Source organism: Planococcus beigongshangi (genome assembly GCF_016820495.1).
In the GTDB taxonomy this organism is placed as follows: domain Bacteria; phylum Bacillota; class Bacilli; order Bacillales_A; family Planococcaceae; genus Planococcus; species Planococcus beigongshangi.
Map to the genome: position 1 here is coordinate 62,602 of NZ_JADHDU010000003.1, position 22,482 is coordinate 85,083.

Consider the following 22,482-nt stretch of genomic DNA (forward strand, 5'->3'; position numbering starts at 1 on the left):
GAGAATAAAGTTTGTGTGCGCAGTGACAACAATATGTGCATTTCAATAAAATTCTGCCACACTCCAGATTCTAAAGCCGAAGCGGATGTTTTTCGCCAGGCGAAAAACTCCAATCCCTTAAGGAAGCTTTCGCGTCCGCGAAAGCTTTTTCCATTCAAGTCTTTCCAGTGTTAACAAATAATTCTAATTATGTATGCTAGAATATAGGAAAAGCTTGTTCTAAATCAGCTCGCACGGACGAAATGAATCATGTCAGACACCTAAGTAGATTATCCAGATTCTATACATCTTTCTAAATAGACAGGAATATGGGGTGTTTATAATCGGGGAACTGATTAACGGTAACGAAACGATCATTATGCTTATCTATTGTTTGGTCATGTTATGGCTCAATGTCGATTATTTAAGGGAATATAAGAAAATTAAAGAAGGCATGATGGATATTTCGTCTGAAGAAGAATTGGAGATCGACCCTAAGCATATTTCGGTCATGCTGCTGGGGTTGCTCGTTAACTTTATCCGCAGGTGGTTCATTTACCTATTGGCCGTCTCGGTGACGGAAAATGCTGTGGTGATTGGCATCTCAATTATTTTATTCGCTGCCAGCCTGTATGATACTTTGTTCAATTACAGTCTCGCGAAAATGAAGAAATCGAAGACCAAGCTGTATCTGGCGATGGCCGATGCAGTATTCATCTCCATTTTCATCATCCATCTTTTCACTTTGCTATGATCCATCTTTTACATAAAGCCAGTTTTATTGAAAGAAAATCTCAGTTCACTGAACTGAGATTTTCCTTATTTTATAGCCCTCTTTTGAAGAAAGGCACTTTTTTCAATGCGATTACTACAGGGATCGCGATCAGCAGGCCGACGGAGTTCTGGACAAGATTGCCCGGAATGGAAGCAGCCGGAATGATGAAACTGCTGAAGATGATGGCTTCACCCACATAATAGACGGCCACCATCACTGGAATGGAGACGATGGCTGCAAGGATGTTAAATGCTTTACTGCCACCTTGGCGACCGGCGGACCATGCGATTCGGCCGACAATGTAACCCTGTAATCCGCGGGCGATGATCGTGATCGGAGCCCATAGCGTCCAGCCGTTGATAAGGTCGAATAATCCCATGCCGACAGCGCCGGCAATGGCGGCCTTTTTCGGTCCGAACAGCATGGCGATGGTGAACAGCATCGCTGTACCGAGGTGGACCAATCCACCGTTTGCGGCAATCGGCAGCCGGATATTCAATAATTGGGTGGCGACAAAAACAAGCGAAATGGCCATTGCTGTCAGGATCAAATCGAATGTGCGTTTACTGGAAACAGGTTTTACCGCAGCTGTTTTTTGCATAAGAATTACCTTCCTTTTGAAAATGGATTTTTTTCAAGCGGCCGAAAAATCCGCCGCTCTATGATTCCTGCTAAGAATAGCAAATGGTTGACCCAGTTGAAAGTGCCAAATATGGTTAATTCTTAGGGGTCAGTTTTCCAAAGAATAAAGGACTTACGGAATTAGCCCTCATCTTTTGGTAAAATGTATGCAGATGAAGAAATTTTGAAAACGACATGAAATGAAGTCATTGATAGTGCATCCATGACTTCTATGTGGGTTTTGTGCTGACGAAAGATTGGAGAAGATGGAATGGAAAAAGAACAGTCGAGGTATTCGCGGCTTGCCAATATAACGCAGATCATCAATGCGAAACTGGAACTCCAGGAAGTTCTGCAGCAAGTGACGACGGCCATTTCGGAAGAGATTGTCCGTTGCAGTGCAGTCGGCATTTATTTGCCGCAGGAGGATGGCACTTACCGGGGCTATACGGGGAAACCGGAACGCATGAATGGCATGACTTTACAATCGCAGGTGATCGATCCGGCAACGGACCCGCTGGCTGCAGAAGTGATCAAAACGCGAAAAACCGTTTATATACCGGATACACAGCAAGACGGCCGTCCCGACTCGAATTCCGTGGAAAATTTCCAGATCCGATCGCTTCTGGCTTTGCCGATTTCCTATAAAGAAGAATTATTCGGCCTGGTATTCCTGTTCAATTACGGGAGTCTGATGAATTTGCAGAAATCCGAAATTGAAAGTGTGGAGGCTTATGTGAATATGGCCGGCTTAGCGATCCACAACGCAAAAAATATTGCCGAGAAGGAAAAGCTGTTGCAAGAAAAACAATTGCTGTTGAATCTCAGCCAGGAGTTGTCATATTGTTCGACCAGCCAGGAAAGTTTGGAAGTCTGCTTTTCCTATGTGGAAAAAATAATTTTCCTCGATCAATTTATTGCACATACGGTAAAACCATCTATGGCCGGAATTGATAACGGATTGATCTTCACAGCGGCAGGCAATTCGACGGAAGAAGAATGGAATGAAACACTTCGCCAGAAAGGCTTGTTGAAAAGCTTCGAAGAATCACTCGCAGATGTGGTCATACTCCGTCAGCGTATGCATTTAAAGGTTTCTCAAAACCAGGTCTTGCTGCTGTCTCCTTTGATCTCAATGGGGAAAGTACAGGGGATTGTCTCCGCAATCTGCATTTTCGATGACAAGGAAGATTTTAAAGAAGCGCAGATCCCATTGGCCCAATCCATCGTCGATGCAACGGCACCGGTATTTTCGAATTTATTGTATATGGATGGGCTGGAAGTGATGGTCGAAGAACGGACGAGTGAGCTGTATGCCGCCAATAAGCGGGCCAATAGCGTCATCGAAAGCATCACGGACGGTTTTTTTGCGCTCAACAAAAAATGGGAGTATGTCTATATAAATAAACATCACCTGATGCCGGAAGATAAAAAGGATGCGGCTCTAAGCGGCAAGAATATGTGGGAAATCTATCCCGAATTGCTCGGAAGCGATATTTACCATGCTTTCCAGCGGGCCATGAAGGATAGGGTGACCGTGCGTTTCGAGGCCTATTCGGAAGAAGAAGATTATTGGTATGAAGTCACTGCCTATCCTTTTGATGACGGCATCTGCTGCATGCTGAAGAATATCAAGGAAAAGAAGAAGTACGAGAAGGAATTGAAACGGCTGGCCAATCTGGATCTGATCGGCCAGATGGCGGCGGGGATCAGCCATGAAATCCGCAATCCGATGACGACGGTGAGAGGGTTTCTGCAATTATTGAAGGCGGATGAGTTATTGGCGCCGCATGCCGGCCATTTCGATTTGATGATCAGTGAACTCGACCGGGCCAATGCCATCATTACGGAATTCCTTTCCGTCGGCAATACGCGGACATCCGATATGAAAATGATGAATTTGAATACCATCATCCAGGACATTGCCCCGCTGATTAAAAGCGATGCGTTCAATCAAAACAAGCAGCTTGAAATTTATACGCAGGAAATTCCGGATTTATTGCTTAATCATAATGAAATCAAGCAATTGATCATCAACCTGTACCGCAATGGCTTTGAAGCGATGGAAGAAGGCGGCACGCTGACCATCGGAACCTATGTGGAAGAAGATAATAGTGTGGTGCTGGCGGTGCAGGACCAGGGAAGCGGCATCGATCCCGCCATCATGGAGAAAATCGGTACGCCGTTTTATACGACCAAAGAAGGCGGGACCGGCCTCGGACTTGGCATCTGCTATGCGGTGGCAGCCCGCCATAATGCAGCCATCGACATTGAAACAGGACCGGAAGGCACGATTTTCTTTACGAAATTCCAAGTTGCCGGAATAGACTGAAAAAGGATATGCTATAGCAAAGGGGGGATGGGGATGAAGAAGCTTTACATGAAACAGAAGGTGTTCAGTCTGAGCGGCAAATTTACGGTAAAGGACATCGATCAGCAGGATGTCTATTACGTTGAAGGCAGTTTCATGCAAATTCCCAAGACTTTTACCATCATGGATCCGTCGCGCAAGGAAATTGCGCTGATTACGAAAAAAGTGTTCAGCCTTTTGCCGAAATTTTTTGTCGAAGTGGACGGCCGTGAAGCCATGACGATCAATAAGGAATTTTCCTTTTTCAAAGCCCGCTATACGATTGATGCAGAGGGAATCGATGTGCAGGGAAATTGGTGGGACATGGATTTTGAAGTCTTACGTAAGGGGGAAGTTGTCGGTTCAGTGAGCAAACAATGGTTCACATGGGGCGACACTTACGAAATGGAGATTCTGGACGAAGAAATGGAGCATCTTATCATTGCTCTGGTGGTGGCCATCGACTGTGTCAAGGCGGATCAGGCGGCGGCAGCTTCGGGCGGTGCGTAAGCAATCTTATTAAAAGGGAAGACGAAGCGGCCGGAAATGGGCCGCTTTTTTAATTTATTTCATACAGAAAGCGGTCAAAGCGGGGTGAAGCCGGCATGCAACTGAAAGTAGCTTTACTTCGCATGGGATTATGCTCAAACTTGAAAGTATAGAAAGGCAGTGGTTTAAATGACTTTTGGAGAACGGGTGAAAACTGAAAGAGAGCGGAAGGGGTGGTCCCAAACAGAGCTTGCAGAGAAAATTCATGTCAGTAGGCAGTCGGTTTCAAAATGGGAGACGGGAAAGAGCCTGCCAAGCATCGAAGTTCTGATTGATCTTAGCGATCTGTTTGGAATAACAATTGACGAAATGCTGAGGAGTGACAGGGAATTGAAAGAAAAAGTGATTCAGGACAGCAGACAACTGGCTTATCCGAAGTGGAAAGTTTTCTTTGACAGTGTGTTTTTAATCGGTGTGCTATTGTTGGCGGCCAAGCTTATTGCTTTCGCTATCAATTATTTTGCAGGAACGGATTTATTGCAGATGGATGGCCTGCCAAGATTGTTGGCCAATTTTGGTCCATTGGCTTTGATGCTGATCGGCGGAGTCGGCAGCGATTCGCTGAAAGATAAATACCGCTGACGGGAAAGAGATGAAAGGGTGAAGGAAATGGGAGAGCTTTATATATTCGAATCTGAAAGGCTCGGTTTCAGAAGATGGAAAGATGACGATAGGGAAGGGTTTGCCGAAATGAACGCGAATCCCGAGGTGATGGAGTTCTTTCCGGACACGTTGACGAAGGATGAATCGGATAAGCTGATTGAGCGATTCGAGCAGCATACCGAAGAAAAAGGCTTTGGCATTTGGGCAGTCGAACGAAAGGAAGACGGTGCGTTCATCGGCTTTATCGGACTGCTGGAAGTCGGCTTTGATGCGGGTTTCCCGGGAGCCGTTGAAATTGGCTGGCGGCTGGACAATAAATTCTGGAAGCGCGGCTATGCGGCAGAAGGGGCGAAAGCGACGCTCGATTATGCTTTCAAGATTTTGGACATGAATGAAATCTGTTCCTTTACCGCACAGACCAATAAGCCGTCGGAAATGGTCATGCAACGGATCGGCATGACAAAAGCGGGTGAATTCGACCATCCAAAATTGGAAAAAGGAAGTCCATTGAAAAAGCATGTGCTTTATCGAATTACAACGGGCGAATACGCCGCGCTTTAAGCGAAATGCATTGACTTATTGCCGCTTAGGGCTTATTGTTAGAGACGCGATGAGCTCATTTGCGTAAGACGCACAAGCACTCCTTTCGGGGAAACACGTTGTGGAGCGTGGCTTGGACGCCGCAAATATCGATACACCCCGCCTTTATGGCGGGGTGTTTTTTGTTATTCGGCAGATTGGAATATTTGCGTGCGGTTAAGCGATACTTGTGTGCGATTAAATCAATTTGCGTGCGTTCAACCAGAATCCCTTCTTCGTAAATAAATTTGTGATTCTCCAGACACTGTGATAATCTGTGAGGGAACAACTGAATACATGCACCACTGGGGGAGCCGGTTACCGGCTGAGACGAGCAATGCTCGGACCCTTTGAACCTGATCTGGATCATACCAGCGGAGGGAAGTGGGCGAGCGTATGCCGGATTTCTCTATTCCTTTGCGTATATGATTGCCGCTTTCCTTTACTGGAAAGCGGTATTTTATTTTGCCTGAAAGGGGCTGGAGAAGATGAAATTTACACAGGAAGTGCGACAAGAATGCGAGGGATTATGGCAGGCGAGTTTTGATCATCCGTTTGTGAAAGGGATTGCGGACGGCAGTTTGCCGGTGGAGATCTTTCGCTATTACGTCATGCAGGACGCTTATTATCTGACGAATTTTGCGAAGATGCAGGCGGTCGGTGCGCTTAAAGCGCCGGACCTTGCCACGACAAAAAGCTTTGCGCATCATGCCGAGCAGACATGCGCGGCGGAAATGGCGCTCCATGAATCATTTATGGGCATGCTCGGGGTAACGGAAGAAGATTGGAAGAAATTCGAGCCATCACCGAGTGCCTATGCGTATGTGTCGCATATGTACCGCGCGATGGAAGGGGATCTGGCGGATGTGCTGGCGACAATTCTGCCGTGTTACTGGCTTTATTATGAAATCGGGGAGCGCTTGAAAGATGCCGAGCCGGATCACCCGATTTACGACCGGTGGATCGAGACTTACGGATCTGAGTGGTTCGGTGAATTGGTGCAGGAGCAGATTGACCGGATGGATCGTTTAGCGGAAGGGCTGCCAGCGGAACGGCGCCAGGAACTGAAGGACCGCTTCCGCCGCAGCAGTTATTACGAGTGGAATTACTGGCAGCAGGCATGGACGATGGAAACCTGGGAACTGCCGGCGCAGGTAAAGGCTGGTGTCGGTTATGATCAATAAAATCAGAAGCGAAAATCCGATCATCCATTGCATCACCAATCATGTCGTGTCGAATTTTCAGGCGAATGGGCTGCTGGCCATCGGGGCTTCGCCGATCATGGGCGAGGCACAAGAGGAAGTGGAGGAACTGGTCGCCATTTCACGCGCATTGTCACTGAATATCGGTACGTTGAATAAAGACACGCTGAACAGTATGATCCTCGCCGGAAAACAGGCGAACAAACAAAAGATCCCCGTAATTCTGGATCCGGTTGGAGCAGGAGCGACCGCTTTTCGAAAAGAGGCCGTGCAGAGAATTTTAAGGGAAATCGATGTCCAGGTGCTGCGCTGCAACGCAGGGGAACTGGCTGCAATCGGCGGTGTGGAATGGACGTCAAAAGGTGTCGATGCAGGTGAAGGCAATATCGACCTCAAGGAACTGGCGGCCCGGGTGGCAAAAGAATACAGCTTGGTAGTGGCAGTGACAGGCGAGACCGATTTCGTGGCCGACGGTTCGCGGGTGGAGAAGATCACAGGCGGTACAGAGCTGATGAGTTCTGTAACCGGCATGGGCTGCCTGCTAAGCGCTGTAACAGCGGCTTTTACAGCAATATCTCCTGACAATCCAACAGCTGCGGCGATCGAAGCTCTCACATTTTACGGGGAAGCCGGTAAAAAAGCGGCAGCTTCTTCAGAAGGGCCCGGCAGCTTCCGCGAGAAGTTCCTGGATGCTTTATTCGGCCATGAGCTTGAGCAAAACGGTGTCGATTTTGAACAAGAGAAAGGAGTGGATGTGCTGTGGCAGCGATCAAGCAGGTATTGACGATTGCGGGGTCGGATTCCGGCGGCGGAGCGGGCATACAGGCGGATATCAAGACATTCCAGGAGCTCGGTGTTTTCGGGACATCGGCCATTACAGCGGTAACGGCGCAGAATACATGCGGCGTATACGGCGTTTACCCGATGCCTGCCGGAGCGGTGAAAGCGCAAATTGATGCAATTGGTTCGGATTTTGCTATTGCGGCCGTGAAAACGGGAATGCTCTTTGACGCTGAAATCATCGCTGAAACGGCGGCCGGAATCGAAAGACACGATTGGCGTAAGCTAGTAGTGGATCCGGTGATGATCGCAAAAGGCGGCGCAACGTTGCTGCAGGAAGAAGCACTCGAGGCAATGCGAACATTATTATTGCCGTTGTCAGCGGTCATCACGCCGAATATCCCGGAAGCGGAAATGCTGAGCGGCATGGAAATCCATAATTCGGCAGACCGGAAAAAAGCGGCGGAACAGATTCTCGCTTTTGGCGCGAAAGCCGTCGTCATCAAAGGGGGGCATGCCGACAATCCGCTGATTGCGGAAGATTATTGTCTCGATCAGAATGGTGAATCATTTGTGCTGCGTTCTGCGCGCATCCATACACAGCAGACGCACGGCACCGGCTGCACATTTTCCGCTGCTTTGGCCGCTGAATTGGCTAAAGGGCGAGCATTGCCGGAAGCTCTGGTGACGGCAAAACGTTTTATCCAGGCGGCGCTGACGCATCAATTGCACATCGGGGCAGGGCACGGCCCGACAAACCACGCAGCTTTTCGTCAATTTGCAACGGAAGGGGATGTACAGGTTGTTCAATAAACCCTCAGTTTATTTCATCATGGGCACACAGAATGCTTCAGGGAAAGATCCTTTAACGGTATTGAAAGAAGCTCTGCGGGGAGGCATCACTCATTTCCAGCTTCGCGAAAAAGGTGCGGGAGCTCTACAGGGGCAAGAGCTACTGGAATTCGCAAAGAATTGCCAGGAATTATGCAGGCAGTATAAAGTTCCTTTCCTAATCAATGACGATGTCGACTTGGCGCTCGCAATCGATGCTGACGGTATCCATATCGGACAGGATGATATGGATGGCGGCCAGGCGAGAGCATTGGTCGGCAAAGAAAAGCTGCTCGGTGTTTCTGTGCATTCGTTGAAAGAAGCGGAAATTGCGATTGAAGCGGGAGCGGATTATCTGGGGATGGGCCCGGTTTACGGCACCCGTTCGAAAGCGGACGCCAAACAGCCGGCTGGAACAGCGGGCATCAAAGAAGTCATCAGCCATTTTCCTGAAGTGCCGATCTTCGGAATCGGCGGAATCACGCCGCAAAATGCCGGAGCTGTGTGGCATGCCGGCGCATGCGGTGTTGCCGTCATTTCGGCGCTGTCGGAGGCGGAGGATATCGCGCGGCAAATCGCCAATTTCAAAAATTCGTATACAGGGGTAATGATATGAATACGAAGAGACTGGTCATTATGTCGATGTTTGTCGCGCTCGCAGTTGCGGGCTCAGCGTTTGTGTCGTTTCCCGCAGGAATCGCACGCGCCTATCCGATTCAGCATGCGCTTAATGTTATATCAGCGGTGGTTTTCGGTCCAATTCCTGCCGTAACGATAGCCTTTGTCACCGGCATCGTGCGGGTGATTACCGGAACCGGTTCACTGCTCGCTTTTCCCGGCGGCATGATCGGCGCATTGCTTGCCGGTCTCATGTATAAAATGTCGGGGCGCGTCAGCTTTGCCGCTGCTGGGGAAATCATCGGGACCGGTATCATTGCATCACTGGTGGCGGTGCCGTATGCCAAATTGCTGATGGGCACTGAAACCGCAGCATTTTTCTTCATGCCGCCATTTCTGGCGTCGAGTGTCAGCGGTGCCATATTGGGTGTGGTGCTGGTTTATAGGTTGGAAAAAACCAAAGTCAGGAAATTATTGTATTAAAAAATGGATGGGTGCGGAATAGAGAGGCGCAATATGAGTTTACGCGCGATTAAAATGATTTGTGCGCGATTAGAAAATCTTATGCGCGATTAAATGAAAATACGCGCGATTAGAAAAAGTTATGCGCGTTCCGCAAAAATCACTCGAAAAAAGAGCTTGAGCGGAATCCCGCTCAAGCTCTTCTGACGATAAAGCCCATATGTCTGCCAGCACGTTTGTCTTCCCGGTAGGAAAAACCGTCGGGGTTCATGAATGTGCATGTGCGGTCGATTGAAATGTGGCCGCTCGGGATACCCGCGAGTTCACATTGCCTTTTGACGGTCAGCTGACTATCGATATGGTATTTACCTGTGGAATCTTTGTAATACATAAAATCGTCTGCGTAGCCAAGCGCCTTGAATTTCAAATAGACATCTCTGTCGACCTCGAATTTTTCCTGGCTGAGAGCCGCACCGATATGGACATGGAAATCTTCAGGGCGACAGTTTTCTTCGTTTTTCAGATGATTGAAAAGCTTTAACGTGACTTCTTTGACAGTGCCTTGCCAGCCGGAATGGACGGCGCCGATGAGTCCTTTTGTTTCATTGTATAAAAGGACCGGAACGCAATCGGCAGCAAATGCAGCCAGTAAAATATTCGGTTCAAAAGTGTAGAGCGCGTCCGTATCCGCCACCGCATGCTCGATATCCGTTGAACCACGGCCTTTCTCATCCTTTTCCACTCGGTAAAAGTTCGCGCTGTGCGTCTGGTTGGCGCAGACGAAATCAGTCAGTCGGATGCGGAGGTAATCGGCCAGCTTCCGGCGGTTTTCCACGATCAGCGAAGTATTTTCGCAGGCGTGGAGCGCCATATTATTGCTTTCAAAAGACTGTGCGTCTTTCATCGTGATTCCGGCTGTCAGATTCGCCGAATTGACATAGAGTTTTGTTTTCATATCATCATCACCTGTCTCTACTATATAAGAGCTGGATTTTAATGTATAGGAAAACACAGAAAAAGGAGGGCATGGCGCCTTCCTTTTTCTTATACGCATAATGATGAATTGCCGGCATTGTCACTGGTGCATCCTTTTCACCGGTTCCAGCATGAATACGATATAGCTGATATCCTCGTTGAAATTCCAATCAAGGAAAATCTCGATGACATTGCGCCCTAAAACCTTTTCAGGCTGGGCTTCGAGCAATAACTTGCGTTCCAGTGGACGTTTCACGAGTTTAAGGATTTCCGTATAGCCTTCAGCTATTAAGGCGTTCTCGATGCCAACCAGAATTTTCGATTTTTGGATGAGGATCGTCCGGTCATCCAGCCAAAAGCTTTGCAGTGAGCCGGGTTTCTTTTCCGCTTTTTCACTGGCATTGACTATTTTCTGGTCGAAGGCGTTTTGATCGATATGACCGGGCCAGTCAAAATCTGCTTCCCTGACCTTGTCATCTGATACGCCGATCAGCAAACCTGTTTCTTTCTCGAGATCCCAGTCTGCGTAGAATTCCCGGATATTCAATTTCGCGATGCGCTGGAGATTTTGCTTTATATCGTCTTTCAGTTCATTGACCAGCAAATCCCTTGTTTCCAATACACGTTTCCATTCATTCTGTTTCAGGAGCACGGCTTCCATTGGCGCAACGAATCCACGGAAGTGGATAACGATATAAGGCTTTTGGATGGAGACAAAAACTGATGTGGGACCTTTCCCGAAATGGCTCCGCAGCAGCATGGATATATAGCCGCCAATTTCAGATTGGACCGTTTTTTCTTTCGTCATGGGGATTCTCCCCCTTCCTGTAAGACCGTGGCATGTGAAGGCAGAATCTGCATGCCCGGCAGCTCATTCGTCTTTTTTCATCATCAGGACCATATAGCCTTTGTCCGCTTCGAAATCCCAATCGACATATAAGTTACGGATCGTCCGTTGCAAGTAGGTTTCGAGGTTGAACAATTTGATGATGCGGTGTTCCAATGGACGCTTTGCCAGTCGTAATTCTTCCCTGATGCCGTTTTCAATCAGCTTTTTTTCAATATCGATGAGAATGCCGTGGCGTTCAATGACCAGTAACTCATCTTCCAGCCAAAAATAATTGATCCGATCAGGCAATTTTTGTGTCCGCTGACTGTTTAATTTAATGATTTCATCGACCGCTTCGGCATCTGTTTCGGCTGGCTACTTGAAATCCGCCGATGAAATTTCCTGGTCCGTAACGGCGAGCAGCATCCCGCTTTCGTTTTCCAGGTTCCAGTCGGCATAGAATTCAACGATTTTTTGGTGGGTGATATTTTCGAATCCGGAGATGAAATCGGTCTTAATGGATTGCATCAATAGATCACGGGTTTCCATAACATAGGTGGTTTTATTTTTTTGCAGCAGAAGTTTTTCAGCAGGCATCAAAAATCCTTGGAGGTGGATGAGGGTGAAGGGAGGTTTGTTGAATACTTCAAGGGAGGCCGGGCTTTCGCCAAAATGCTCAGTAAGGAAATCGCCGGTAAATCGAATTACATCATTTGTGAAATCAACACTTTCTTCCATCGGAAACACTCCTTTTTCCTACTAGTGTGACTTGCATTCCATCAAGTATAGGCTTGTTGTCTTTGAATTGCGAGAAAATTCCGCGATTATAAAAGGGATAATAAGAAATTGATCAAATTGGAAACCTGAAATAAAAAATATAACAATAAACTCCTGGACACAGCATATTATTCCGGAGCTTTCCTGATAAAATGAAAATTAAAAGGGTGAAATAGAGACGGAAGGAGGGGATCTCATGGAAAAAACGCATCAAGCGGGAATGGATTACGAATTTTGGGCGAAGAAAATCTTTTATTTCTATGGCTTATTGTCATTGGTTGCCATCGGCGGTCAAGTGGTGGGACTGGCTGTCACGACTTATTATTACGCTGATTATACAGAAGAATATATCGTCTTGCGGATGCTCTGGCCGACCGCCTTTATCGTACTTCTCATGCTGGCCTGCTGGTTCCTGGTGGAAATCGTCAAAATCTATAGTCCGTCCATTCTCTTTTTTGTGGGAACCCTTCTGGCTGTCTCCATGATTCTCGGCAACCCGACATTGCCTGGACTGCAGATGGTTTTGCTTCTAGCCATGGCGATTTCGCTGATTTACCTGGATAAATCCACGCTGACAATCAGCTTTCTGATCAATTTCGCAGCGCTGCTAACGATTTATGTATTCAATGAAGAGAGTCGCATGGCCATGACACCGTATGAATATTTCAGCTATATATTTATCTTGATCGGCGGTTTTATCGTCTATCTGGCAGTTATCGAAAGAGGGTCAGAAATGCTTTCAACGCTGCGCAGTGCAGCGGAAAAAGAAGAAGAATTGATGATTCAGAACCGCGTGATGGAGCAGCTGTCGAAAATGGATGCACTGACGGGGCTCGATAATCATAAGACATTCCAAACTCAATTGGATGTGCTTGTCCATCAGGCGGAGCACTCCGATATGCAGCTGCACTTGGCGGTTATTGATATCGATAATTTCAAGAAGATCAACGACAGTTACGGCCACAGCGCCGGGGATGCTGTATTGAAGAGGGTGGCGGCGGTCATCCGGGAAAAAGCTGATACGGGTGATATTGCTGCCCGTTATGGCGGTGAGGAGTTTGTTGTAATTTTCGTGAATAAAAATTTCGATGAATCACTGAGGACGCTGGAAAACATGCGCCAGTCGATTGCTGAGCTGGAACATCCGGAGATTCCCGGGGACCGGGTCACAATCAGCGCGGGCCTCCAAAATTATTACAAAGGTTTATCCAAAAGCGATTTCTTCAATAAAGCGGATGCTTATTTATACGCGGCCAAACGGAATGGCAAAAATCAGGTTCGGTACAATGACAGCCACGCGCGGAGAAGTTAAGCGTACGCACCGTTGCCCTTGCCGGCGAAGCGGTGTTTTTGGTTGTACCTGCGTATAGAATTGGCGATAATGGAGAATACAAACAAGCATGGACGGGAAAGGGTCATTCGATGAAACTGGCATTGAACGAATTTCGGATCAAAAAAATATGCGGCGCAGCAGCTTACAGAAAAGGGAAGGCTTATTTTGACGCGGGTAAAGTCGAATTGCGGCCTGTCAGCGAAAATGCTTCAGTCATCCGTGCCGAAGTCCGCACAACCGGGAAGTTCGAGGTGTCGGTGCGTGAAGAAACGGATGGCAGCATCCAGGCATCCTGCAGCTGCCCGCCGGTCGGATTCGTCAGCACCTACTGCCAGCATATCGCAGCGACTCTGCTGGCCATAAACGATCTGCAGCAGCAGGAACTTTTAAAAGCGCAGAAATTAATGACATTATTCGGCGACAACAACAGGCGTCCGAGCCGAAAACAGCTGCATTTTGACGACCGTCCGGTGCTGGAGATCAGTTTTTTGGTTCATTCCATTGAAGGGGATGACGGACAGCGCTTTTTAGCTGTCCGCTTAAGTGCCGGGATGGACGGTGCAGTTCCGATTCGCAATGCAGGCGCTTTTCTGCAGGCAGTGGAACAAGGCACGGACTGCCTGATTTCTTCCGAATTGACATATTCCCGGGAAGCTTTCAGTTTTACTCCAGAGACGGACGCAGTGCTGCATGAATTGATGAAGATCAACGGCACGTTGTCCGGCCGCAGCCGGGTCATCATCCCGGCATCATCCTGGGAGCGGCTGGTCGAATTATTGGCTGAGATTCCATCCGTTAACCTGGCGCATAAAGGCAGGGTCTACAGGGGGTTGCGTTTTGATGAGGAATTATCACTGGTCTTCCGTTTTGATGAAACGGCAAACGCCGGTTATCTATTGAAAGCGGAAGGGCTGGAACGCATCACGGTGATGAAATCCTACGGCCTCGTGATAAGCAATGGGATTTTGATGAAACTGCCGCCCGGCGATTGCCGCCGTCTGGATGAATTGAAAAGCTTGATGGAAGGGACGGCGGAACTCGAAATAGCACCCGTACAGGCCGTTTATTTCATGGAAAGTGTCATCCCCGGGCTGGAACGTATCGGAGAAGTCCATATGTCAGCCGCGATCACCGGACGGCTGGAGGAAACACCGCTTCAGGCAAAGCTGTTTCTCGACCGGATCCGCAACCGGCTGCTTGCCGGCATCGAATTCCATTACGGGCAATTGGTCATCAATCCATGCGAAGAAGAGGCCGATGAAATTCGCCATTATCCGGGCGTACGCCGGCAGCGCGGCAAAGAAGAGCAAATCATGGAACTCATGAAGAACAGCCTGTTCACACAGACGGACGGCGGCTTTTACATGCAGGACGAAGAAGGCGAATACGATTTTCTGGTCCATACGATTCCGCAGCTTGAAGAGTTGCTTCAGGTGTATGCCACAACCGCTGTGAAAATACGCGTACAAAAAAATTACACAGGCCCGAAAGTGAAGGTGGAGCTGAAAGAACGGACCGATTGGCTGGCATTCAAACTGGAACCGGGCGAAATCCCGGAAGCTGAAATCCGGTTACTCCTGGCGGCGCTGAAGGAAAAACGCAAGTATTACCGCATCCCTAACGGTACGTTATTGTCTCTAGAGACGGAAGAATATATCGCTTTGAATGAACTGATGCTGGAACTGGGCAATGAAGAAGCATGGCACGGCGATGAAATTCGCCTGCCACTCATTCAGGGGCTTCAGCTCGTGGCGTCTCTTGAAGACGGCGAACTGCTCGATCCAGGTGCGGATTTCGCGAAGCTTTTGCAGAATCTCAGCAATCCGGACGAAACCGGTTTTGAGATTCCGGAAGAGCTTTCAGTCGTCTTGCGCGATTACCAGAAAGCCGGATTCAACTGGCTGAAGGCATTGGCGAAATATCGCTTCGGCGGCATTCTGGCGGACGATATGGGACTGGGCAAAACTTTGCAGAGCATCGCATTCATCCAGTCGGAACTGCCGGAAATCCGCCGGCGAAAAACGCCCGTGCTGATCGTCGCTCCGTCGTCGCTGACCTATAACTGGCTGAGTGAATTCGCGAAATTCACCCCGGATATCGATGCAGTCATCATTGACGGCCATAAAGCCAAGCGGGCAAAAAGGCTCGCAGACAGTGCGGATGCGGATGTCATCATCACATCGTATCCATCACTGCGTATGGACGGCACCCTCTATAAAGGGAAAACATTCCATGCGCTGTTCCTTGACGAAGCGCAGGCGTTTAAAAATCCGGTGACGCAGACAGCAAAAGCGGTGAGAGCCATCGAGGCGGATCATCGTTTCGCGCTGACCGGCACGCCGATTGAAAATTCGCTGGATGAGTTGTGGTCGATTTTCAACGTCGTGTTTCCGGAATTATTGCCGAACCGCATGCGTTTTGCCGAGATGCGCCGGACGAACATCGCCAAACGTGTCCGCCCGTTCATCCTACGGCGAGTGAAGCAGGAAGTGCTGAAGGAATTGCCCGATAAAGTCGAAACGCTGCAATTTTCCGAACTGTATCCGGCACAGAAGAAATACTACGCGGCGTATCTCGCAGAACTCAAACAGGAAGCGCTGAAGCATCTCAATAAAGACAGCCTGCAGAAAAATCGCATCAAGATTCTCGCGGGTCTTACCCGGCTGCGCCAATTATGCTGTCATCCTTCCTTATTTGTGGATGATTATCAGGGAGGATCGGCGAAATTCGATCAATTGATGGAAATCGTCGAAAGCAGCCGGATGGCGGGACGGCGTGTATTGGTATTTTCACAGTTTACCGGGATGCTGCAATTGATCGGCAACCGGCTGACCCGTGAAGGCCGTCGGTATTTCTATCTGGACGGCCAGACGCCGCCGCAGGAGCGCGTCGAAATGTGTGACCGTTTCAACGGGGGCGAAGGCGACCTGTTCCTGATTTCATTGAAGGCAGGCGGCACCGGGCTTAACCTGACTGGAGCCGATACCGTCATCCTGTATGATCTCTGGTGGAACCCGGCGGTCGAACAGCAGGCGGCCAGCCGCGCGCATCGCATGGGCCAGCAGCACACTGTGCAGGTGATCCGCATGGTTGCGAGAGGTACCATCGAAGAAAAGATCACGGAATTGCAGGCGAAGAAACTGGATCTGATCGATGAAGTGATCCAGTCCGGCCAGGAGCCGCTTGCGGCCATGACGGAAGAGGATATCAGGGAATTGCTGATGATTTAACCAGTAAACTGAACGAATGGGCTATTAAGGTTAGTAAATGATATTCCGCAAACCAGCTCCATATCGCTGGAGATTCTTCTGTAACTGGAGAGGACGCCCAAAAGCTAACTCGGACCTTTCGTCCGAGTGGATGCTCAAGGTGATACTAGAACATAAGTAAGTAGCTGGTGCTTCATGTTCTCTGGAGAAGCAGACTCCAGCGAAGCGGCTTACCGATTATTATTTATACTCCTTCCAAACCCTATTATTAATTGCCAAAAAAGCTTTTAGTCGATTGGTTTGCTAGAATAGAAGGAAAGAGAACGGGGGTGAAGATATGGATCCGAAAAGCTTGGTGGCCAGAGTGAAAGACCGTGTGCCAGAAGTGATGGACAATAAGGTGTTTGCGAAATTTGCGATTTTGCTGCCGTTGATCGAAAAAGACGGCGAAATCCATATCCTCTTCGAAGTCCGTTCCCATCAGCTTAGAAACCAGCCCGGTGACATCTGTTTTCCAGGAGGCAGAATTGACAAAGGGGATCATTCCGAAGAACGGGCGGCCATTCGGGAAACGACGGAAGAGCTGGGTATCGCCGAGCATCAGATTTCCGACATTTTCCCGCTCGACTACATTGTTTCACCGTTTGGCATGATCGTCTACAGCTTTGCGGGAATAATCGATCCGGACGTCGAGTTTCAGCCGAATCCGCCGGAAGTCGACAGCCTGTTCACAGTGCCGCTGTCCTTTTTCCTTGAAAACGATCCGAAAGTCTACCGCATCAATTTTGATATTCAGCCGGAAGAGAGCTTTCCCTATGACCTCATAGCGGGTGGCGAAAATTATAATTGGCGCACCCGTCAGGTAGATGAATTGTTCTATGTTTATGAAGGCAAAGTGATTTGGGGACTCACCGCCAAAATACTGACCCATTTCCTGGAGATCATTCGTTGAATGATCTCTTTTTTTAGTTTATGTCATAAGTTTTCCTTATTGCTTTTCATAATGACAATTGAATTTTATTAAGCCTCAGTCTGGCTTACAATTGGCGTAAGAGAGGTGAAGACAGATGGATTTCATTCTGATGTTCCTTATCGGCTTAGGCGCCACTATGCTCGGAACACTGGCCGGAGGGGGCGGATTGATCAGTCTGCCGGCGATGCTGCTGCTCGGGATGCCGGTGCATTCGGCCATCGGTGCCAATAAAGTCTCGAACACGGTCAGTTCATTTTCCAGTTTCTATTACCTGCTCCGCAAAAAGAAAATTTCGTTCAAAGAGTCCTTCTGGATTGTGCCGGTCAGTTTGCTGGGTGGTGTGGCGGGTGGATTTATCGCTTCGTCCATTCCGGCAGAGCAGATGTACATTGTCGTTACGGGCCTGCTGATTGCTGCATTTTTCATATCCTTTATCGGTAAAAAAGGATTTACAGGGGAGAGCCGCTTGAAAGCCGGCCCCAAAAGTGCCGGTGGACTGTTCGGCATCGGTATTTATGACGGCTTATTCGGTCCGGGCCAAGGCACGCTGATGCTGTTCCTTTTCAGTTACCTGGATATCGCTTATGTCCGGGCGGTCGGGTTCGTCAGGCTGGCGACTTTCTCGAGCTGCCTCGGAGCTGCGGTCACTTACACATTAGCCGGCCATATCATCTGGCCGCTGACCCTTGCGCTCATGCTCGGCTCCGTTACGGGTGCCCAGGCCGGCGTCAGGATTGCGGAGAAGATGAACCCGCAATTCGTAAAACCGCTGCTGCGCGGGGTTACGGTGCTGCTGATTGCACAAATCCTTTTTACGAGAGTTTTTTAAGAGTAAAATTCGATTATGTAAAGAAAGCCTTTGCGGATGCAGAGGTTTTTTGTTGTTTGGGTTGGGGGAATTAAATTTGCGGGCGTTCAGCAATAATTCCGTGATAGATTGGATTTAATTTCCTTAAAAAATCACCAATTTCAAAAACAGCAGATTGAAAAGACAAAAAAAGGGAAAACATCTAGTCTCTATGGTAGGCTAAAAACTATTATTTTATTTTCATCCACTTCTAAGGAATAATAAGAGATAGAGAAAGAAGGTACGCGAATATGACTAAATTAGCCGGCATGAAACGATCACGTTTCGTTATACTTTTGGGTGCACTTACAGCATTGATCCCTTTTACCATCGATATGTACCTTCCTGCGTTCCCAACGCTTGCTGAGGTCTATCACACGAATGCATCGGCAGTCCAGCTGAGCTTGACCGCCTGTCTGCTGGGGCTGGCATTCGGCCAATTGGTAACGGGGCCGCTCAGTGATACGCGAGGGCGCAAGAGTCCGTTGATCATTTTTCTGATCGCTTATGCGATTGCCTCCGTAGCCTGTATATTTGCCCCGAACATTTACATATTCATCGGATTGCGCTTCGTACAGGGCTTTGCCGCTTCTGCCGGACTCGTTATTTCCCGGGCAATAGTCAGGGATGTTTCAAGCGGGGCAGAACTGACACGCCTGTTTGCGCTGCTGATGGTCGTCAATAACCTGGTGCCGCTGCTTGCGCCGTCAGTCGGAAGCACCGTGCTGCTGTTTGCTGACTGGAAATGGATCTTCCTGTTCCTGACAGCATTAGGGCTGATCCTTTTGATGATCAGCGCATTGCGACTGGAAGAAACCTTGCCTCCTGAAAAGAGAGTGCCGGGAAATCTGTCAGAGACCTTCAGCAATTTCGGCGGCATCATCAAAAACCGGCAGTTTACCGGCTATGCGCTGGCACAAGGGTTCTTGATCGGTGGCGTTTTCGCCTATGTGGCTGGAACCCCGTTCATCTATCAGAACATCTACGGCGTCTCGCCCCAAGTGTTCAGTATCCTGTTCGGGATGAACGGCATCGGCTTGATATTCGGCAGCTACGCTGTGGGCCGCTTCAGCCATATCTGGTCAGAAAAGAAATTCCTTGAAGTTGCACTTTACTCAGCGACCGCAGCAGGCGCCGTGCTGTTTGGCGTCGTCTTATTCGATGGACCGCTATGGGCGGTCGTCATACCGATTTTCTTCTTTGTCACGTCGCTTGGCGTCGTGGGGACGTCTTCATTTACGCTCGCCATGGCAGAACAAAGCCGCGTGGCAGGCAGCGCCTCTGCATTGCTTGGCCTCCTGCCATTTGTCTTCGGCGCAGTGGCGGCACCGTTGGTCGGCATTGCCGGAGAAGAAACGGCCGTGCCGATGGGCGCCATCATCTTCACGATGTGTTCGCTTGGGCTCCTTGCGTATCTGCTCCTGGTGAAGCGGTTTGATAATAAATTGGCTGGAAATTAATTGGAATAAAAATGCGAAAGCTGTCGAATCGTGTTCGGCAGCTGTTTTTATTAACCTTAAATAGAATCCCAATTTAAACCAGTCGAATGGTAAAATGAAGGCATTACATACTTAATGAGGTGTTCACATGGAATCTTCAAAAGATATCATATTATCCATCCAGAACCTGACGATGAGTTATGGGGAAAAGAACGTATTGAACGGCATCAATCTGGAAGTCGCCAAGGGGCAGATCATCGGCTATATAGGTCCGAACGGCGCCGGCAAAAGCACGACGGTGAAAATCATGCTTGGCCTGATTGACGATTATGAAGGGAAAATCGTGATTTTCGGCCAGGATATCTCAAATGGCGATCCATCCTATAAACGTAAAATCGGCTATGTGCCTGAAAACGCCGAAGCCTACGACAACCTGACCGCTATGGAATACCTCGTTTTTACAGGGGAACTCTATGGCCTGGACAGTAAATTCGCCCAGCAGCAGGCCGAGCGATTGCTGACGCAGTTTGAACTCGAGAAAGTGCGCCATACCCGGCTGTCTTCTTTTTCAAAAGGAATGAAACAGAAAGTGCTGATCATTTCGAGCCTGCTCCATGACCCGGATCTCTTGTTTTGGGATGAGCCGTTGAGCGGACTGGATGCGAACAGCATGATGGTCATTCAGGAAATCCTGTCGCAGCTTGCGGCGGAAGGCAAGACCATCTTTTATTCGTCCCATATCATGGACCTCGTCGAAAAAATCAGCAACCGCATCGTGCTGCTTGTTGTCGGGAAAGTGGTCGCAGACGGCAGTTTTGAGGAATTGCAGGAAAAGAGCGAGGAAGGGTCGTTATCGGGCATCTTCAATCAGTTGACCGGCTTTACGGAGCATCGCCAGAAAGCGGCGCAATTCGTTTCGATCGTGCGGGGAGACAGCGGCGATGCGTGAGTTCAAATCACTCCAATTCGTCGCGTTATTCAAAGGCCTCTTCAAACGGATGGGCGTCGATTACGAAGTCATGATGATGATCCTGCGCATCAAACTGACGATGGACGAACGGCGTGTGCCGACAGTCTTCAACGAAATCGGCAAGAAAAAGGAAGGCAATCAATTCCTGAAGTCGCTGTGGATTTACGGCGTCTACAGTTTACTGCTGCTGCCGTTCCTGTTTATCGGCGACAATTATATCTTCGGGATGAGCATCCAATTTGGCATCATCCTGTTCATCCTGATGACGTCGATGATTTCCGATTTCTCCTCGGTGCTGCTGGATGTCCGCGATAAAAATGTGCTCCAGACGAAGCCGATCGCCAAAAAGACCATTACGGTTGCCAAAACGGTGCATATCCTGATTTACATGAGCTTCGTGACCGGTGCTTTCACAGCGCTGCCTTTTGTGGTCGGCATCTTCCGCCACGGGCCTGTCTTTTCATTGATTTTCCTGTTGGAAATTATTTTGACGATGTTCCTTGTAGTGGTCCTGACATCGCTGCTGTATTTGTTCGTGCTCCGCTATTTCGACGGCGAGCGCCTGAAGGACATCATCAATTACGTGCAGATCGGGCTGTCTGTCGGCCTGATCATCGGCTATCAGGTGTTGATCCGGGCATTCGAATTCACGGATATCAGCTTGAGCTATACCTTCCACTGGTGGCATTTCCTGATTCCGCCGCTGTGGTACGGAGCACCGTTTGAAATGATCCTGAACGGCAACACGGGCAGTCATATGGTCGCTTTTACAGTGCTCGCGGTTCTCGTGCCGATTCTTGCCATTTTCATCTACAGCCGTTTAATGCCTTCATTTGAACGGAATCTGGAGAAATTGCTGAGCGATACGAAAGCCCGGAAACCAAGCCGTAATCTGATGGACGGATTGTGGTCGAAACTCTTATGCCGCAGTCCGGAAGAGCGCGTTTTCTTCCGCTTCTCAGCCCTGATGATGAAAAAGGAAAGGGAATTCAAACTGAAAACATTTCCGAATCTTGCGATGGCATTGATTTTCCCGCTTTTATTCATCTTCAATGAATTGCGGATCCGCAGCCTCGCCGATATTTCAGAAGGCAATATGTTCCTTTTCATCTATTTCTGCAATATCCTGATCCCTGGAACGATTGTCATGCTGCAATTTTCAGGTGGCTATAAAGGCGGCTGGATTTTTAAAGCCGCACCGGTTGTCAGGGAAACGGCTGCCTACAGCGCCGCGATCAAAGCATTTCTGGTGAAACTCTATTTCCCGATATTCTTGGTGGTCGGTATCGTATTTCTCGGCATTTTCTCGGCTCGCATTTTGCCGGATCTCGCTGTGGTGCTGCTGAGTGCCATTCTCCAATCGTTGATCATGTATAGAATTTTAAAAGATATCGACTTTCCTTTTACGCGCTCATTCGAATTCGCGCAGAATGCCGGCACTGCCCAAGTGATCCTGATGTCCTTTATCATTGTCGTGTTCGTCGGGCTTCACTTTATCGCCCGTTCATTCGACTATGGCATTTATATTTACCTGGCTTTGCTGGCAGCTACGATTTTCGTGTTGTGGCGAAAGACGTTTCCGGAGAACCGGAAATTTGAATACAATAAAACCGCGATTGATGCGTGAATGAAAGGCCCTCCCGGAGCGTGTGCTTGGGAGGGCTGTTTTTATGGCGGGATGGGTGGCAGCTGAGAAGGTATTTCGAGGGAATATTATACATATTTAAAAATAATCCTAGTTAAAATAGCAATAGATAGTATTTCAGCTGATTTGGAAATCA

The 22,482-nt window shown here is 48.7% G+C and carries 21 protein-coding genes, 1 pseudogene and 1 riboswitch; of the genes and pseudogenes, 17 read left to right on the forward strand and 5 right to left on the reverse strand.

Annotation, left to right across the window (positions count from 1 at the left end; translation table 11 throughout):
- The first annotated feature begins 313 nt into the window (after positions 1-313).
- Positions 314-733, forward strand: coding sequence for a hypothetical protein (locus IQ294_RS07350; RefSeq protein ID WP_349291333.1), 420 nt, complete (start codon positions 314-316; stop codon positions 731-733).
- Between the two features lie 70 nt (positions 734-803).
- Here the strand turns inward: IQ294_RS07350 and IQ294_RS07355 are convergent, their stop codons facing one another.
- The gene (locus tag IQ294_RS07355) at positions 804-1,355 is read right to left on the reverse strand and encodes an ECF transporter S component (protein ID WP_203333393.1); all 552 of its coding nucleotides are present in this window, start codon (positions 1,353-1,355) and stop codon (positions 804-806) included.
- Positions 1,356-1,646: 291 nt separating this feature from the next.
- Here IQ294_RS07355 and IQ294_RS07360 point away from each other — a divergent pair, with 291 nt between their 5' ends.
- From IQ294_RS07360 to thiW, 9 genes are all read left to right on the forward strand, one after another.
- Positions 1,647-3,707 carry an ATP-binding protein gene (locus tag IQ294_RS07360; protein WP_203333394.1) on the forward strand — a complete coding sequence of 687 codons (2,061 nt, stop codon included), beginning with the start codon at positions 1,647-1,649 and terminating at the stop codon, positions 3,705-3,707.
- 33 nt (positions 3,708-3,740) lie between these two features.
- Positions 3,741-4,235, forward strand: a complete 495-nt coding sequence (locus IQ294_RS07365) for an LURP-one-related/scramblase family protein (protein WP_203333395.1) — start codon at positions 3,741-3,743, stop codon at positions 4,233-4,235.
- Positions 4,236-4,403: 168 nt separating this feature from the next.
- Entirely contained in the window at positions 4,404-4,856 is a 453-nt protein-coding gene (locus IQ294_RS07370; RefSeq protein ID WP_203333396.1) for a helix-turn-helix domain-containing protein, read from the forward strand.
- A gap of 27 nt (positions 4,857-4,883) precedes the next feature.
- A complete protein-coding gene (locus IQ294_RS07375) occupies positions 4,884-5,438 on the forward strand; it encodes a GNAT family N-acetyltransferase (protein WP_203333881.1) in 555 nt (184 codons plus the stop codon).
- Between the two features lie 315 nt (positions 5,439-5,753).
- Positions 5,754-5,856, forward strand: a riboswitch (TPP riboswitch).
- Positions 5,857-5,944: 88 nt separating this feature from the next.
- Positions 5,945-6,640 (forward strand): thiaminase II, encoded by a 696-nt coding sequence (gene tenA / locus IQ294_RS07380; protein ID WP_203333397.1) that lies wholly within the window; start codon positions 5,945-5,947, stop codon positions 6,638-6,640.
- Positions 6,630-7,442, forward strand: coding sequence for a hydroxyethylthiazole kinase (thiM, locus tag IQ294_RS07385; protein ID WP_203333398.1), 813 nt, complete (start codon positions 6,630-6,632; stop codon positions 7,440-7,442). The genes tenA and thiM overlap by 11 nt, the downstream gene beginning before the upstream one ends.
- Complete coding sequence (thiD, locus tag IQ294_RS07390) at positions 7,418-8,251, forward strand: bifunctional hydroxymethylpyrimidine kinase/phosphomethylpyrimidine kinase (RefSeq protein WP_203333399.1); 834 nt, start codon at positions 7,418-7,420, stop codon at positions 8,249-8,251. Before thiM ends, thiD begins: the two co-directional genes overlap by 25 nt.
- Positions 8,232-8,885: a thiamine phosphate synthase gene (gene thiE, locus IQ294_RS07395; protein WP_203333400.1), complete on the forward strand. Its 654-nt coding sequence runs from the start codon at positions 8,232-8,234 to the stop codon at positions 8,883-8,885. The genes thiD and thiE overlap by 20 nt, the downstream gene beginning before the upstream one ends.
- Complete coding sequence (gene thiW / locus IQ294_RS07400) at positions 8,882-9,370, forward strand: energy coupling factor transporter S component ThiW (RefSeq protein WP_203333401.1); 489 nt, start codon at positions 8,882-8,884, stop codon at positions 9,368-9,370. Before thiE ends, thiW begins: the two co-directional genes overlap by 4 nt.
- Before the next feature lie 172 nt (positions 9,371-9,542).
- On the opposite strand, the gene pgeF is transcribed toward thiW, so the two are convergent.
- The 4 genes and pseudogenes from pgeF to IQ294_RS07420 all read right to left on the reverse strand — a co-directional run bounded on the left by pgeF (position 9,543) and on the right by IQ294_RS07420 (position 11,891).
- Positions 9,543-10,304, reverse strand: coding sequence for a peptidoglycan editing factor PgeF (pgeF, locus tag IQ294_RS07405; RefSeq protein ID WP_203333402.1), 762 nt, complete (start codon positions 10,302-10,304; stop codon positions 9,543-9,545).
- Between the two features lie 120 nt (positions 10,305-10,424).
- Entirely contained in the window at positions 10,425-11,132 is a 708-nt protein-coding gene (locus tag IQ294_RS07410; RefSeq protein ID WP_203333403.1) for a Na-translocating system protein MpsC family protein, read from the reverse strand.
- Between the two features lie 63 nt (positions 11,133-11,195).
- A pseudogene (locus IQ294_RS07415) lies at positions 11,196-11,498 on the reverse strand (Na-translocating system protein MpsC family protein); the annotation flags it as partial.
- 30 nt (positions 11,499-11,528) lie between these two features.
- The gene (locus IQ294_RS07420) at positions 11,529-11,891 is read right to left on the reverse strand and encodes a Na-translocating system protein MpsC family protein (protein ID WP_203333404.1); all 363 of its coding nucleotides are present in this window, start codon (positions 11,889-11,891) and stop codon (positions 11,529-11,531) included.
- Positions 11,892-12,126: 235 nt separating this feature from the next.
- Between IQ294_RS07420 and IQ294_RS07425 the strand changes: the two genes are divergently transcribed.
- From IQ294_RS07425 to IQ294_RS07455, 7 genes are all read left to right on the forward strand, one after another.
- A complete protein-coding gene (locus tag IQ294_RS07425; protein ID WP_203333405.1) occupies positions 12,127-13,242 on the forward strand; it encodes a GGDEF domain-containing protein in 1,116 nt (371 codons plus the stop codon).
- A 110-nt stretch (positions 13,243-13,352) separates the two neighbouring features.
- Positions 13,353-16,493 carry a DEAD/DEAH box helicase gene (locus IQ294_RS07430; protein ID WP_203333406.1) on the forward strand — a complete coding sequence of 1,047 codons (3,141 nt, stop codon included), beginning with the start codon at positions 13,353-13,355 and terminating at the stop codon, positions 16,491-16,493.
- A 316-nt stretch (positions 16,494-16,809) separates the two neighbouring features.
- Positions 16,810-17,424, forward strand: coding sequence for an NUDIX hydrolase (locus IQ294_RS07435; protein WP_203333407.1), 615 nt, complete (start codon positions 16,810-16,812; stop codon positions 17,422-17,424).
- 115 nt (positions 17,425-17,539) lie between these two features.
- A complete protein-coding gene (locus IQ294_RS07440; protein WP_203333408.1) occupies positions 17,540-18,274 on the forward strand; it encodes a sulfite exporter TauE/SafE family protein in 735 nt (244 codons plus the stop codon).
- A 269-nt stretch (positions 18,275-18,543) separates the two neighbouring features.
- Positions 18,544-19,752, forward strand: coding sequence for a multidrug effflux MFS transporter (locus IQ294_RS07445; RefSeq protein ID WP_203333409.1), 1,209 nt, complete (start codon positions 18,544-18,546; stop codon positions 19,750-19,752).
- Positions 19,753-19,879: 127 nt separating this feature from the next.
- Complete coding sequence (locus tag IQ294_RS07450) at positions 19,880-20,680, forward strand: ABC transporter ATP-binding protein (RefSeq protein WP_203333410.1); 801 nt, start codon at positions 19,880-19,882, stop codon at positions 20,678-20,680.
- On the forward strand, positions 20,673-22,328 hold the full coding sequence (locus tag IQ294_RS07455; protein WP_203333411.1) for a hypothetical protein: 1,656 nt from the start codon (positions 20,673-20,675) through the stop codon (positions 22,326-22,328). Before IQ294_RS07450 ends, IQ294_RS07455 begins: the two co-directional genes overlap by 8 nt.
- The last annotated feature ends 154 nt before the right edge of the window (positions 22,329-22,482 follow it).

What these genes read in the sequence shown, in the direction of transcription:
- IQ294_RS07355 (WP_203333393.1), bottom strand. Translation starts at nt 1,355, where the DNA reads ATGCAAAAAACAGCTGCGGTAAAACCTGTTTCCAGTAAACGCACATTC.
- IQ294_RS07360 (WP_203333394.1), top strand. Translation starts at nt 1,647, where the DNA reads ATGGAAAAAGAACAGTCGAGGTATTCGCGGCTTGCCAATATAACGCAG.
- IQ294_RS07365 (WP_203333395.1), top strand. Translation starts at nt 3,741, where the DNA reads ATGAAGAAGCTTTACATGAAACAGAAGGTGTTCAGTCTGAGCGGCAAA.
- IQ294_RS07370 (WP_203333396.1), top strand. Translation starts at nt 4,404, where the DNA reads ATGACTTTTGGAGAACGGGTGAAAACTGAAAGAGAGCGGAAGGGGTGG.
- IQ294_RS07375 (WP_203333881.1), top strand. Translation starts at nt 4,884, where the DNA reads ATGGGAGAGCTTTATATATTCGAATCTGAAAGGCTCGGTTTCAGAAGA.
- tenA (WP_203333397.1), top strand. Translation starts at nt 5,945, where the DNA reads ATGAAATTTACACAGGAAGTGCGACAAGAATGCGAGGGATTATGGCAG.
- thiM (WP_203333398.1), top strand. Translation starts at nt 6,630, where the DNA reads ATGATCAATAAAATCAGAAGCGAAAATCCGATCATCCATTGCATCACC.
- thiE (WP_203333400.1), top strand. Translation starts at nt 8,232, where the DNA reads ATGTACAGGTTGTTCAATAAACCCTCAGTTTATTTCATCATGGGCACA.
- thiW (WP_203333401.1), top strand. Translation starts at nt 8,882, where the DNA reads ATGAATACGAAGAGACTGGTCATTATGTCGATGTTTGTCGCGCTCGCA.
- pgeF (WP_203333402.1), bottom strand. Translation starts at nt 10,304, where the DNA reads ATGAAAACAAAACTCTATGTCAATTCGGCGAATCTGACAGCCGGAATC.
- IQ294_RS07410 (WP_203333403.1), bottom strand. Translation starts at nt 11,132, where the DNA reads ATGACGAAAGAAAAAACGGTCCAATCTGAAATTGGCGGCTATATATCC.
- IQ294_RS07420 (WP_203333404.1), bottom strand. Translation starts at nt 11,891, where the DNA reads ATGGAAGAAAGTGTTGATTTCACAAATGATGTAATTCGATTTACCGGC.
- IQ294_RS07425 (WP_203333405.1), top strand. Translation starts at nt 12,127, where the DNA reads ATGGAAAAAACGCATCAAGCGGGAATGGATTACGAATTTTGGGCGAAG.
- IQ294_RS07430 (WP_203333406.1), top strand. Translation starts at nt 13,353, where the DNA reads ATGAAACTGGCATTGAACGAATTTCGGATCAAAAAAATATGCGGCGCA.
- IQ294_RS07435 (WP_203333407.1), top strand. Translation starts at nt 16,810, where the DNA reads ATGGATCCGAAAAGCTTGGTGGCCAGAGTGAAAGACCGTGTGCCAGAA.
- IQ294_RS07440 (WP_203333408.1), top strand. Translation starts at nt 17,540, where the DNA reads ATGGATTTCATTCTGATGTTCCTTATCGGCTTAGGCGCCACTATGCTC.
- IQ294_RS07445 (WP_203333409.1), top strand. Translation starts at nt 18,544, where the DNA reads ATGACTAAATTAGCCGGCATGAAACGATCACGTTTCGTTATACTTTTG.
- IQ294_RS07450 (WP_203333410.1), top strand. Translation starts at nt 19,880, where the DNA reads ATGGAATCTTCAAAAGATATCATATTATCCATCCAGAACCTGACGATG.
- IQ294_RS07455 (WP_203333411.1), top strand. Translation starts at nt 20,673, where the DNA reads ATGCGTGAGTTCAAATCACTCCAATTCGTCGCGTTATTCAAAGGCCTC.